Here is a 13088-nt window from a genome sequence, read left to right as displayed (position 1 = left end):
GGCCCCTGGGTGAACGTGATGATGTCGTCCGCGCCGTCGCCGTTGACGTCACCGAGGGCCGGGAACTCGCCGAACGGGCTGAAGTACTCGTGCCATTTCAGGCCGGGTCCGAACGAGGCACCGGTGGAGAGGGCGACGTACACGTCGCCGGCGGGATCGTGGGTGAACGCCACGATGTCGGCACGGCCGTCGCCGTTGACGTCACCGACCGCGCCGATCTCCGCGCCCGGCGCGAACCAGTCGTGCCACTTCAGGCCACCGCCGAACGAGGTGCCGTTGGACAGCGCGACGTAGACGTCGCCGGTGTTGCTGTGGGCGAAGGTGACGATGTCGTCCCGGCCGTCGCCGTTGACGTCGCCGGTCGAGGCGGTCTCCCCACCGATGGAGAAGAAGTCGTTCCACTTCACGGAGGTGCCGGTGAAGGAACCGCCGGTGGACGTGCCCACGTAGACGTCGGCGAGAGTGTTCTGGGTGAAGGTGACGACATCATCGCGGCCATCGCCGGTGACGTCGGTGGCGGATCCACCGGCGATGGCGTGGGTACGGGCCGCCTCGTTGAGCTGGGTTCGAGCGGTGGCCGCCACCTGGTCGTACCGGTCGGGGAAGCCCGACCGTTGAACGCACTGGGCGACCTGACCCGCGCTGTAGCCGGGGTTGTTGCGGTCGCAGACGATCGCCCTGGTCACGTACTGGGTGCTGGCGTAGACCGGGTCCATGATCTGCTCCGGAGTGCCCCAGCCGTAGTCCCAGCGCTGCTGGAACACCCCGAGCGACGACTTGTCGCCACACGGCAGGTTGTTCATGTGCGACTCGACCCAGCCCGCCTCGAAGGCGGACAGCGTCACCTTGTCGTTGGCGTTGTGGGCCCGCGCGACCCGGTAGACCACCAGGGTCACGGCGGGGTCGCGGTTGGCGGGGATGGAGGGGCAGGCCAGGATGCCGATCGGGTCGGCGTCGGCCGGCGTCGCGGTGACCGTCGCCGCGGCCACGCCGAGGGCGACCAGCAGGGCCAGGAGAGTACGTCGCACGGTGCTCCTCGCAGGGTCGGGGGGGTCAGCTCGGGGCTTCGCGTACCGGTCTCCGGCGCTGATATCGATTGCCGAGTGTGCCATCAGGGCGATGATTCCTGTCAATGCGTTCCGAAGATTTCCTTCACCATGCAGGCGGCAGCGGGCAGGTATTGACATCGATGGTGGCTGCAGGTTTACTCGCCGGTAATCGATGTCCGGCCGCTCACCAGCAGAGGACCCGCCATGGGTATGCGTCGCCGCTCGTTCATCGGTCGTGTCGCCGCGGTTGGCGCCGCCAGCGCCCTCGGGGGCGCCGGGGCAGTCCTGACGGCGCCCGGGCCGGCCCAGGCCGCCGTGTGGAAGAAGCGGTTGACCGGCGCGGACCTCGACACCAACAGCCGGTGGCGGGTCGCCGGCACCGACCTCGGCATCCCCTACGTGCTGGAGAACGGGTCGATCGGCTACCTCTTCGGTGACACCTTCGACACGCCGTGGCCGGAGGGCCCACCCCTGCCGAACGACTGGCGGTCACCGGTCATGTTGCGCTCCGCCGTCCACCCGGGCGCGCCGGGCGGAGTGGTCTTCGACAGCGCGGCACGGGTCGCGGGCAACGGCCGGGCTCCCGAGCTGATGCACAACGGCCACCACGGCATCGGCATCGACGGTCTCCCGGAGGTGACCGTCATCCCCAACGACGGCATCAGCTTCCCCGAGACCGGCCGGCAGCTCATCTCGTACATGAGCATCGAGAACTGGAACTCGGCCGGCCCGGCGGGACCCCACTGGAAGTCGCGCTACGCGGGGTTGGCCTACTCCGACAACGGCAACGACTTCGTCCGTACGCCCCTGAAGTGGTGGAACAGCTCGGACAACAAGGATCCGTTCCAGATGTGGACCATGCAGCGCGCCGGTGATCACGTCTACGTCTTCTCCGTACGAGCAGGCCGCCAGAACGGCCCGATGATGCTGCGTCGCGTCCGGTGGGACCGCCTCTTCTACCCCGAATCGTATGAGGGGTGGGGTTGGAACGGCACGAGCTGGGGCTGGGGACGGCCCTGCACACCCATCCTCACCGGCCGCTTCGGCGAGCCGTCCGTACGCCGCCTGGGCGACGGCACCTGGGTCATGTCGTACCTGAACTGCCAGACGGGGTGTCTGGTCACCCGGACCGCTCCGGGGCCGGACCAGGTGTGGACGGCGGAGAAGATCCAGGTCACGAGCTGGCAGGAGCCTGCCCTCTACGGTGGGTTCATCCATCCCTGGTCGAGCCGCGACGCCAACGACCTGCACCTGATGGTCTCGAAATGGACTCGTACGCCGGACGGCCGCAGCACCGCCTACCACGTCAGCCAGTTCGTCGGCTCGGCCTGACCCCGGTGACCCGGCGGGTACTCCTACTGCTTGAATTGGATTACCAGCCGTCGAGCCATTAGGGGCCATGCGTGACAGCCTCCCTCCCGTCGGGCGAGGCCGCGCACGACGCCCGCCGCGCACGGCAGTGGTTGTCCGGGCACGCCCGAGGCGAAGGCGTGGACCGCCGGCAGCTGATCGAGCTGGGCACCGCGATGGGCGCGCTCGCCGCCGCCGCGGGCGAACCTCGCCCCGCCGGTGTCGCGCCCGAGCCGACCGCTGGTGCGGCGATCGTCAAGCCGCTCCCCCCGGGCCTGCTCACCCACCACGACAGCAACGCCGAGATGCGGTGGGAGGCCATGGCGGGGCAGGGCCACGTGGTCCCGATTGACCGGTTCTTCGTCCGCAACCACACCAGCACCCCGCGGGTGGATGTCGACACGTGGCGGTTGCGTCTGTTCGGCACCGGCCTGCGGGGCAGCCCGACGCGGGACGACGCGGTCGAGTTCGACTACGACGACCTGCGGACCATGCCCGCCGAGGAGACCACGGCCCTGCTGGAGTGCGCGGGCAACGGCCGCCGCCACTTCGCCTCCCAGCAGGCCCACGAGACGCCGGGGGTCGCGTGGGGTCTCGGCGCGGTCGGGGTGGCGCGCTGGCGGGGCGTACGACTCTCGACCGTGCTCCGCCACGCCGGCCTGACCGACGCCGCGGTCGACGTGCAGCCCGAGGGCCTGGATCCGGACTACGTGACCGGCGGGGTGAACCTCGGCCGGGTGCGCCGACCACTTCCCGTCGGCAAGGCCCTCGACGACGTGTTGCTGGCGTACGAGATGAACGGGACGACACTGCCGGCCGACCACGGCTTCCCGGTGCGGTTGGTGGTGCCGGGCTGGATCGGTATCGCCTCGATCAAGTGGGTCGGCCCCGTGGAGGTCTCCGCCACAGCCCTCTTCTCACCGTGGAACACCCAGTTCTACCGCATGTTCGGCCCCGGTCATCCCGCCGACGGCGACCCTCTGACGACCCAGACAGTCAAGAGCGCCTTCGAACTGCCCTGGGACGCACGCCTGCCGGCAGGCGTGGACGTGCTGCTGCGGGGACGATCCTGGTCCGGAAACGGGCCGATCCGGTCCGTCGAGATCAGCACGGGTGATCGCGACGACTGGCAGCCAGCCACCCTGGAACGCCACGACGAGGGCGGGGCCTGGCAGCGGTGGACGGCCGTCTGGCGCCCGCCGGGGCCGGGCCGGTGGACCGTGCGCGCGCGGGCCACGGACGTCACCGGGGCCGGCCAGTCGGAACAGGCCCGTCCCAATGCCCTGGGGTACGTGTTCGACGGCATCGTCCGGCACCCGGTGACGGTCGACTGACCCCGGCGGCACGGCGGTACCCGTACACCGCGTTTCGCAGTTGTGGAAACGTGGGTCCGGTCCGCTTTCGGCGCTGTCGCTCGCCCACCGGAACCGCGCGTCGCGGCCCCTCGCTCCCACCACGCGGCGGGCAACCGATGCGGCGTCACCTGCCGTCGTGGTGGTCGTTTCCCCGGTCATGAGGGAAATGCGGCGACCTGTTATCCCCACCGTCCGTCGTGGTCGGTCCGATCGGGTCCGTCTCCGTTCGGTTGGCCGCAACGTCGCGGCCAACCAGGACCGGCACGGCGCTCGGCGCCGGCTCCCGGGCACCCCGATCCGGGCCGCTCAACTGCGCCGACGCAGGCAAGGACCGGCTCGCAACTTGCATCCGGCCGGCATTGACCCGTCCGTTGCACCACGCAATTACGACGTCCAATAAATAGACGACTGCCAATCTTGACTTGTGCAGCTCGTCAGCGCACCGTGAAGAGTAAGAGGCAGATCCGCGCCATTATCGGCCCGACTGACGCGGTTCGCTGAATGGGGGCGCTGCCGATTTCACGCCGCGCGCAACAGGAGGCGTTACATGCGGTTGAATCCGTTCACCGGGACCTATCTCAGCGATCCGGCCAGCGTGTGGCGACGCATTCTCGACGATCCCGCCGGGGTGCACTACGCCGAGGATCTGGGCCTGTGGTTGATCAGCAGGCACGAGCACGTCCGGCGCGCGCTCGCCGATGCCGGGACCTTCGGCAACGCCCTCACCCTCGCTCCGGTCTACGAGGTCTGCCCGGAGGCGATGAGCGTCATCATGCAGATCGACGCGCCGCCCACCACCGCCGCCGCGGATCCGCCCGTACACCCCCGCACCCGTCGGGCCCTGCGCGCGACCTTCGCGAACACCCCGGACCGGGTCGAGGCCCAGTACGGCCCGATCGTCCGTCGCCGGGTCGACCAACTGGTGTCCCGGCTGGTCGCCCGCCAGGGCCGGCAGGTCGATCTCGTCCCGGAATTCGCCACCGCGCTTCCCCTGCTGGTCGTCCTGGACATCCTCGGAGTGCCCGACGCCGACATCAGGCGGATCCGGAGTTGGGCGGACGGCCAGATCGCCCTCATCTGGGGGCGGCCCGATCCGGAGGAACAGGTACGCCTGGCGCAGGGTCTGCTCGAGTTCTGGCACTACTGCCAGGAACTGGTCCGCCAACGGGCCAACGGTGGGCACCTCGGCGACGACTTCATCAGCCGGGCCCTGTCCTACCGCGACGACGTGTTGACCGTGACCGAGGTGGCGAGCCTCGCCTTCAACCTCCTGGTCGCCGGCCACGAGACCACCGCCGGGCTGCTCTCCCACGCCCTCGACCAGGCGCTGTCCAGCCCGCAGCGGTGGCGGGCGATCGCCGCCGACCCGCTGTCCGTCCCCGCGTTCGTGGCCGAGACGCTCCGGTTCGCACCCGCCATCGACGGCTGGCTCAGGGTGACCCGCCGACAGGTCACCCTGGGGGACGTCACCATACCCGCCGGGGCACGCTGCCTGCTGTTGATCGGAGCCGCCAACCGGGACTCCGTGGTCTTCGCGCACCCGCCTCCGCACAGCACGCCCCCCGCTGAGCCGGACAGCTCTACGGAGGCGCCGACCGAACCGGCCGGGCTCCCCGCCAGGGAGCCCGGCCGGGCCGCGTCTCAGTGGTGGCGGCCCTCGCTCACCCGGTACGTGCGCAGGTTCGGGTCGGCCTTGATCTGCGCCTCGGTGTACTTGATCGTGTCCCAGCCCTTGCCGGAGTAGAGCGCGGTCTGGTCGCCGTACCAGGGGGAGTTCGGGTTGGTCGACTGGGAGTAGGTCAGGATCTGCCGCCCGGACGGCCCGTGCGGGCCCAACTCGACGGCCATCACGAACGACGAGCCGTGCACCACCTTCGGGTAGCCGACGCCCGGCACCCGGTTGTTGATGATCATGTTGAAGATGCCGGCCTCGGCGCGTCCACCATGGATCGGGATACGCCGGTCGCCGCGCGGCTCGGTCTGGATGTCGCCGAGACGGGCGTCGAGCGGGATGCCGGCGAGGCGCTGCACGGCGTCGGCGAGCGCGGTGCGGACGCCCGGGTTGGTGGTGTCGAGCCGGCGCGGCGTGCGCACCGGGTCGCTGACGGCGAAGGTGTCGGCGAAGCGCAGCCCGTTGGCCAGGACGAACTCGGTGAACAGGTGCGCGCCGCGGCTGTTCAGGTCGGCGTGCAGGTCCCAGCGGGCCAGTGCGGTGCAGGCGGCACGCAGGTAGACGGTCGCGCCGTTCGACGCGGTGCCGGTGGGCTGGGCGGTGCAGAGCGCCACCAGGTCGTCGCGGACCAGCTCACCGCCGTACACCCGGTTGCCGAAGACCGTCCGCCACAGCCGGTCGGCGGTGAACCCGCGCCCCGGCAGACCGTCGGTGCCGGCGAGGCGCTGCTGCACCTGGTCGAGGCCGAGACGGGTCCGCAGGCTGCGCGGGGTGCGTTCGTCGCCGATGATCCGCGCGTAGCCCTCCAGCGGGGCCTGCGGGTTGGCCAACCAGTAGCTGTCGTTGGAGTTGGTGACGTAGTCGGTGCGGAAGCGGACCGGCAGGTTCGCCGGGCCGAGGATGCCGGGCACGGCGGCGTCCGGGTCGGCGCCGAGCGCGCAGGCCGACCGGGAGCCGTCCAGGACGGCCTGGCCGCTGCTGGCGTAGAGCGGCTGGAACGGCGCCGGGATGCAGGCGGCGGCGAGGGCGTCGGTCACCCGGGGCACCACCGAGTGGTCGGCGTAGAGCGCCTCACCGCGGGCGTCGGCGGCGATCACGTTGACCCAGGGCAGGAACTGGTAGCGGTCGAGCACCCGCTTCAGGTCGCGGACCGTCTCGGCGCGGCCCATCTGCAACCAGCCGTCGAAGGCCCGGTTGTTGGTGGCGTTGATGTCGGTGATGGCGTACGCGGTGCCGGCGGTCCAGTCGAAGGTGCCGGGCACCACCACGACCGGCCCGAAGTGGGTGTCGTGGAAGGTCCGGCTGACCGGTACCGTGCCACCGCTCGGGCCGGGCACCTGGACGGTGACCGTGCGGGTGGTCATCTGTCGCGGCTTGCCGTCCACGTAGTACGACGTGGGGTCGCCAGGAACCAGCGCGAGGCGGTGCCACACGAACCGCCGGGCGGTGGAGACGGTGTGGCTCCACGCCATGGTGCGATTGTGCCCGATCTCGACGATCGGGTCGCCGATCAGCGCGGCGCCCTCGACGTCGTACCGACCCGGCACCTTGAGGTGCATCCGGTAGAAGCGTTCCGCGCCGTCCCATGGAAAGTGCGGGTTGGCCAGCACCATGCCGCCCCGGTTGGCGGTCGCCGCCTCGCCGAGCCCGTAGGCGTTGCTGCCCACCCCGGCGGGCGCGCCGTCTTTCGCGGCGAGCACCGCGGCCGCGCCGGGCGCGTCCTGGGCGGCGGCCGGGCCGGTGGCGGTGGGCGGTGCGGCGGCGACGATCCCATCGAGCACCGCCCGGGAGCCGGCCCGGACCATGCTGGCCCAGGTGGTACGCCAGATGTCCAGCTCGGTGAGCGGGCGCACCCACGGCTTGGCCCGGCACGCCGGGTCGGTGAGCTTCGCCGCACCGGTGCGGCGCAGGTAGGAGTTGTAGCCGGCGACGAAGCCGCGGATCTGGTCGCGGACGTCGTTGGACGGCGAGTGCACGCCGTCGCGGCGGCCGTCGAGCAGCCGCTGCACCGTCCGGTCGTCGATGGCCTTGCGGAAGAACAGGTCGCTGCGCACGTTCGCGTCGGTCGGGCCGGTCGCGCCGAAGTAGCGGGAGCGCTCGCCGTTGACCGTCACCACCTTCTCGGCGATCACGCAGAGGTTGTCCTCCGCCTGCACGTACCCCACCCCGAAGCCGAGGTTGGCGTAGCTGGTGGCGGTGATGTGCGGGACGCCGTAGGACGCGCGGCGGATCTCGGCCGAGTAGCCGCGATCGCGCTGGTGCGCGCCGGCCGGGGGTGTCGTCAACCCGGCCATGACCAGGCCCAGGACCACCCCCGCCGCGCCGAGGCGTTGTGCTGCTGTCACCGCGTCCTCCCCCCGTCGCGTCCCCCAGACGTCGTTGCCGGAGAGACATTCACGTTGGTCGGCATTCTCGTCGCTGCCGTGCCGTTCCGTACACCCCGGCGCGCCGACCGCGCGCCGTGGTGCGTTCAGTGGCAGCCCGCCGGCGCGCGGCGGCGAGGCCGCCACCGCCTCGGCGACGCGTCGGGCCTCGGGGTCGGTGGCGTGTCGGCACCCGTGTCGGCGGCGTGTCAGGACGGTGTCAGGCGACCCGCGCAGGCTCTACGACATGACAACTGACCTGGTGATCGAGGCCGAGGGCCTCGTCAAGACCTTCGGGCGGACGAGAGCGCTTCAGGGCGTGGACCTCGCCGTGCCCCGGGGGACGGTGCTCGGGGTGCTCGGCCCCAACGGCGCCGGCAAGACCACCGCCGTACGCATCCTCTCCACGCTCCTGGCCCCGGACGGCGGCAGCGCCCGGATCAGCGGCTTCGACGTCGTACGCGACGCCGAGCGGGTCCGGCAGACGATCGGCCTCACCGGCCAGTACGCCTCGGTCGACGAGGACCTGACCGGACGGCAGAACCTGGAGCTGTTCGGCACGCTGATGGAGCTGGGGCGCAACGGCTCCCGACGGCGGGCCGCCGAACTGCTCGAATGGTTCGATCTGACCGCCGCCGCAGACCGGCAGGCCAAGACCTACTCCGGCGGTATGCGGCGGCGCCTGGACCTGGCCGCGAGCCTCGTCGGCTCGCCGGATGTGATCTTCCTGGACGAGCCGACCACAGGGCTCGACCCGGCCAAGCGCGAGGACATGTGGGACGTGGTCCGATCGTTGGTCACGAACGGCTCGACCGTGCTACTCACCACGCAGTACCTGGAGGAGGCCGACGCGCTGGCGGACGCGATCACGGTGATCGACCACGGCCGGGTCATCGCGTACGACACACCCGAGGGGCTCAAGCGGGTGGTCGGCGGCCAGACCCTCGAGGTCCGGCCGTCCGACCCCGCGCACCTGCGGCGGGTCGCGGCGATCCTGTCCGAGGTCGGCTCCGGCGCGCAGGCCGACGAGATCCGCAAGGGCGTGCTCGCGGTGCCGGTCACCGACGACGAGGCCCTGATCGAGAGCGTCGCGCGGTTCGCCGCCGCCGGCATCGCGGTCACCGAACTCTCCCTGCACCTGCCGAGCCTCGACGAGGTGTTCTTCACCCTCACCGGGCGTACCGCATCCGAGGACGACACCACCAGCCTGAAGGAGGTCGCCGCATGAGCACCCTGGTCGGCCCAGCACCCGCGAAGAGCCCGGCGCTCTCGACGGCCGTTCCGAACCCGCGACCGTTCCGGCTCGTCCGGCACTCCCTGGCGCTCGCCAAACGCAGCCTCATCAAGACCTGGCGTACCCCCGAGGCACTCATCGACGTCACGCTGCAACCGGTGCTGTTCCTGGTCATCTTCGTGTACATCTTCGGCGGCGCGGTCGCCGGGTCCACCCATGACTACCTGCAGTTCCTGTTGCCCGGCATCCTGGCGCAGACCATCGCCACCGGCGCCATCGCGATCGGCGTCAACCTGAACACCGACATCGCCAAGGGCATCTTCGACCGGTTCCGGTCGCTGCCGATCCCCCGCTCGGCGCCGTTGGTCGGCGCGGTCCTGGGCGACGTCGTACGGTACGTGATCGTCACGATCTCGACCCTCGCGATCGGTTACGTGCTCGGCTTCCGGATCGACTCCGACCCGCTCCGGGCGGTCGCCGGTTGCCTGCTCGCGGTGCTGTTCGCGCTCTGCCTGAGCTGGCTGCCGGTGTTCGTCTCGATGAAGGTGCGTACCCCGGGCGCCGTGCAGGGCCTGATGTTCGCGTTGATCATGCCGCTGAGTTTCGCGTCGAACGTGTTCGTCAGCGCCGACACCCTGCCGGGCTGGATGCAGGCGTTCGTGGACGTCAACCCGATGACCCACCTGGTGGCCGCGGTGCGCGGGCTGTTCCTCGGCACACCGGTCGGCTCACACGTGTGGTGGACGCTCGCCTGGTGTGCCGGCTTCGTGGCGGTGTTCATGCCGCTGGCGTTGCGCGCGTACCGCAAGAAGATCTAGCTAGGCGAGCAGGTCGTCCATCAGCTCACGGACCCGGGCGATGACCGCGGCGGCCGGCCGCTCGCGCCACACGGCCAGCAACGGCTCACGCTGCTCCTCGTCCCCGAGGGCGGCAGTGAGCCGTTCGGCGTCACCGGGCGGGGCGAGAAACCCGAAGGTGGCTCCGACGCGCGCCCCGAGCGCGAACAGGTCCCGCACGGTCGCTATGTCACCCCGGTACGCCGCCAGTTCGGCACCACCCAGCGCCCACGACCCGATCACCGGCAGGTCCCTCGTCGACAGCGCCTCCTCCCGGGCGAGCCTCAGCAACGCGGTCGCGGTAGTGTCGGCGTCCTCCCCGGAGCCAGGTCGCACCTGGGCCACCCGCAGCTGGAGGACCGCCACCGCGACCCGGAGGATGACGCGGGGCTGCGGTGGCCCGCCGGCCCACCCGGCCAGCCTCCGGGTCACCCCGTCGGCGTGGGCGAGCGCCTCGTCGTACCGCTCGCGTTGCCACGCGAGGTGGGCCAGCCCGAGGCGTGCCAGCGCGGAGTCCATGTCCTCGGCCTCGCCCGGCGTCGCCGCCTCGCCCAGCCGCCGCTCGGCTTCCGCGTCGCCGGTCAGGGCAAGCTGCGCGTCCAGCCGTACCCGGGTCGACCGGGCGTCCTGCGCCGCGCCGATCAGTTCCATGTGCCGGATGCTGCGCGCCAACCACTCGGCCGAGTCGGCGCCCCCGCGTGGAATCAGGAACTGCCCGATGGCCCCCGCCGCCATCGCCATGCCCCAGTGGTCACCGGCCACCTCGAAGCGGCGGTACGCCTGCTCGGCGTCGACCACCGACGGCTCGGCCATGCCGCCGTTCTCCTGGATGGCGGCGCGGGCGAAGTGGCCGAGGCCCTGCACGTACGGGTCCGGGTGCGCGATCATCTCGGCGGCGCCCTTCATGCCCCGGTCCGTGTCGGAGGCGTCGAACGCGGGCAACGCCGACGCGAGAACGATCTGCCGGGGCGACATCTCCGCGGGCCGCTCGGCGAGGAGCGTTCGCAGGGCCCGTCTGGCGAGTACGGCGAGCCGGAGCTCGCCGCCGATACCGGCGTTGACGCCGATCACCAGGCACATCCAGGCCAGCCGGTCGGCGTCGGGCAGCGGCCGGCCGGCGGCCCGTCCGCGCAGGATCGCCGATGCCCGCCTCCGGTCCGGGTCCTCGACGTGCAGCAGACCCCGCGCCCAGCCGACGACCTCGAGGTGCAGGCCGCGCACCGACCAGAGGTGGAACAGCGCGGTGGCGATATCGACCGTGGCCGGCTCGTCACCAGACCCGAGAGCCCAGCGCAGGCCCGCGATCAGGTTCTCCTGCTCGGCGGCGCAGCGGGCGAGCGCCTCGATCTGGCCGGGCCCGACGAACCGGTCCGCGACCGCGACCGCCTGCTCCCGGGCCCAACCGACCAGGCCGGCTATGGCCGGATCCCGGTCACCGGCCGCGTCGAGCCGGGCCTCACCGTACTCGCGGACGGTTTCGAGCATCCGGTAGCGGGGCGGGTCGTCCCCCTCGACCAGGGTCAGCAGAGACTGTTCGACGAGCGTCGCCAGGCCCCGTCGTACGTCCGGGGCCCGCGCGACCGCGGCGGCGAGGTCCGCGGTGAACGCCGCGGGAATGACCGCGAGCCGTTGGAGCAGTTCGCGGTCGTCGGGCGCGAGCAGTTCCCGGCTCCAGTCGACCATCGCCCACAGGCTCGCGTGCCGTTCCGGCAGGCCCCGCAACGCGTCGTCGAGCAGCGCGAACCGGTCGGTCAGCCCGGCGAGCACGTCGTCGATCGGCATGTGCCGCAGTCGCGCGGCGGCCAGTTCGAGAGCCAGCGGCAGGTTGTCGAGCCGGTGGCACAGCGCGAGCGCCCGTTCGGTGTCCCAGGTGGGCACCGCCCCTCCGGCCCTCGCCCGGGCCTCCACCAGCCCGAGTGCGTCGTCGTCGGACAACACGGTCAGGCGGTGGACCAGCTCGCCGGCGAGGCCGAGCGGGGCCCGGCTCGTCGCGAGGACGGCGACCTCGGGCGGGACCACCGCGATCAGGTCCGCGACGACGGTGGCCGCCGCGTCGAGAACATGCTCGCAGTTGTCGAGCACGATCAGCCCGTCGAGGTCCGGCGCCACGGCGCGCAACCGTTCCTCGGGGCTGAGCACCCGCCGTTCGAGGCCCAGGTTGCCGCCGGTCGCCGAGGTGTCCGCTCCGCCGAGTGCCGCGAGCACCGTGGGCAGCACAGCGTCGGGCGAGCGCAGGCCGGCGAGTTCGATCACCCGTACCGTCTGCCCGGCCGCCGCCGCGCGCCGCGCCACCTCGGCCGCGAGCCGGGTCTTACCCGCGCCGCCGGTCGCCACGATCGTCACCAGCGGCGCCTCCGTCAGCGCTCCGCCGACGGTCTCGACGTCCCGCTCCCGGCCGACGAGGGCGGTCACCGGCCGCCGCCACGCGGCGGGCAGGGCGATCCGCGCCGGAGGCCGGGGTGGCGCCACGACGGCCGGGCTGGTGAGTTCGCCGCGCAGCAGCGCCAGGTGGACCTGTGTGATCACGGGCGACGGGTCGGTGCCGTAGCGGTCCGCCAGTTCGGCACGGAGTCGCTCGACCACCTCCAGCGCGTCCGCGTCCCGGCCCTGGGCGGCGAGCACCCGGACGAGCAGGGCCGCCGACGGCTCGTCCGGCGGCGTACGCGCGACGAGCCGGCGCAGGTCGGCCTCGTCGAACGGCCCCGCACCGGCGAGGGCGGCCTGTGCGCGCAGCGCGGCGACGTCCGCGAACAGGCGCGCTTCCTCGGCGGTGACGAGTTCCGGGACCTCGGGGAACAGTGCGCGGGCCTGGTCGGCCGAGTGGCGGGCGCCCGAGGCGTCACCGGTACGGAGCACGGCACGCCCCCGCTCGACGAGCGTCCGTGCCTCGACCGCGTCGACGGAGATCTCCTCGGCGGGCAGGCGGTATCCCCCCGGAACCGCGACCACGGGCAGCCCGAGACGGCGTACCCGGGAGACGAGCGCCTGGACGGCGCCGGTCGCGTCGTCGGGCGGCGTGCCGTCCCACACGGCGTCCACGAGCAGGGTGGTGGAGACCGCCCGCCCCCGCGCGTCGACGAGCGCGCGGACCACCGCGGCGAGCCGCTCCCCCCGGACCGGCCGGCCGTCGACGGCGAGTGGCCCGAGGATGGTGATCTGCACGGACCCAGCATCCCCCACCTCGTCCATCGAGCCGCCGGCAACCCGCTGGTGGTCATCGGCCGCCATG

At 72.0% G+C, this 13088-nt stretch carries 8 protein-coding genes; 5 read left to right on the top strand and 3 right to left on the bottom strand.

The window, feature by feature from the left end; translation table 11 throughout:
* A partial coding sequence (locus ACWD6N_RS11680; protein ID WP_449936871.1) for an FG-GAP repeat domain-containing protein occupies positions 1–1028 on the bottom strand: 1028 nt, incomplete at its 3' end.
* Positions 1029–1259: 231 nt separating this feature from the next.
* Between ACWD6N_RS11680 and ACWD6N_RS11675 the strand changes: the two genes are divergently transcribed.
* The 3 genes from ACWD6N_RS11675 to ACWD6N_RS11665 all read left to right on the top strand — a co-directional run bounded on the left by ACWD6N_RS11675 (position 1260) and on the right by ACWD6N_RS11665 (position 5498).
* A complete protein-coding gene (locus tag ACWD6N_RS11675; RefSeq protein ID WP_387326721.1) occupies positions 1260–2381 on the top strand; it encodes a DUF4185 domain-containing protein in 1122 nt (373 codons plus the stop codon).
* 71 nt (positions 2382–2452) lie between these two features.
* Positions 2453–3733 carry a sulfite oxidase gene (locus ACWD6N_RS11670; protein WP_354966796.1) on the top strand — a complete coding sequence of 427 codons (1281 nt, stop codon included), beginning with the start codon at positions 2453–2455 and terminating at the stop codon, positions 3731–3733.
* A 568-nt stretch (positions 3734–4301) separates the two neighbouring features.
* On the top strand, positions 4302–5498 hold the full coding sequence (locus tag ACWD6N_RS11665) for a cytochrome P450 (RefSeq protein ID WP_450004686.1): 1197 nt from the start codon (positions 4302–4304) through the stop codon (positions 5496–5498).
* On the opposite strand, the gene ACWD6N_RS11660 is transcribed toward ACWD6N_RS11665, so the two are convergent.
* Positions 5396–7720 (bottom strand): acylase, encoded by a 2325-nt coding sequence (locus tag ACWD6N_RS11660; RefSeq protein ID WP_449936875.1) that lies wholly within the window; start codon positions 7718–7720, stop codon positions 5396–5398. The two genes, ACWD6N_RS11665 and ACWD6N_RS11660, sit on opposite strands and share 103 nt — an antisense overlap.
* 316 nt (positions 7721–8036) lie before the next feature.
* Between ACWD6N_RS11660 and ACWD6N_RS11655 the strand changes: the two genes are divergently transcribed.
* Complete coding sequence (locus ACWD6N_RS11655; protein ID WP_354966798.1) at positions 8037–9017, top strand: ATP-binding cassette domain-containing protein; 981 nt, start codon at positions 8037–8039, stop codon at positions 9015–9017.
* Positions 9014–9841, top strand: a complete 828-nt coding sequence (locus tag ACWD6N_RS11650) for an ABC transporter permease (RefSeq protein ID WP_354966799.1) — start codon at positions 9014–9016, stop codon at positions 9839–9841. The genes ACWD6N_RS11655 and ACWD6N_RS11650 overlap by 4 nt, the downstream gene beginning before the upstream one ends.
* Here the strand turns inward: ACWD6N_RS11650 and ACWD6N_RS11645 are convergent, their stop codons facing one another.
* Positions 9842–13087: a BTAD domain-containing putative transcriptional regulator gene (locus ACWD6N_RS11645; protein WP_449936866.1), complete on the bottom strand. Its 3246-nt coding sequence runs from the start codon at positions 13085–13087 to the stop codon at positions 9842–9844.
* Position 13088 lies beyond the last annotated feature (1 nt).

It is taken from the genome of Micromonospora sp. NPDC005163 (assembly GCF_053599835.1).
Note: the sequence above shows the minus strand (reverse complement) of the source record. Positions and strands in the feature narration are given on the sequence as shown.

Bases quoted from the DNA above. Each gene is read 5' to 3' on its own strand.
- ACWD6N_RS11675 (WP_387326721.1), top strand. From the start codon at position 1,260: ATGCGTCGCCGCTCGTTCATCGGTCGTGTCGCCGCGGTTGGCGCCGCC.
- ACWD6N_RS11660 (WP_449936875.1), bottom strand. From the start codon at position 7,720: ATGGCCGGGTTGACGACACCCCCGGCCGGCGCGCACCAGCGCGATCGC.
- ACWD6N_RS11650 (WP_354966799.1), top strand. From the start codon at position 9,014: ATGAGCACCCTGGTCGGCCCAGCACCCGCGAAGAGCCCGGCGCTCTCG.
- ACWD6N_RS11655 (WP_354966798.1), top strand. From the start codon at position 8,037: ATGACAACTGACCTGGTGATCGAGGCCGAGGGCCTCGTCAAGACCTTC.
- ACWD6N_RS11645 (WP_449936866.1), bottom strand. From the start codon at position 13,087: ATGGCGGCCGATGACCACCAGCGGGTTGCCGGCGGCTCGATGGACGAG.
- ACWD6N_RS11665 (WP_450004686.1), top strand. From the start codon at position 4,302: ATGCGGTTGAATCCGTTCACCGGGACCTATCTCAGCGATCCGGCCAGC.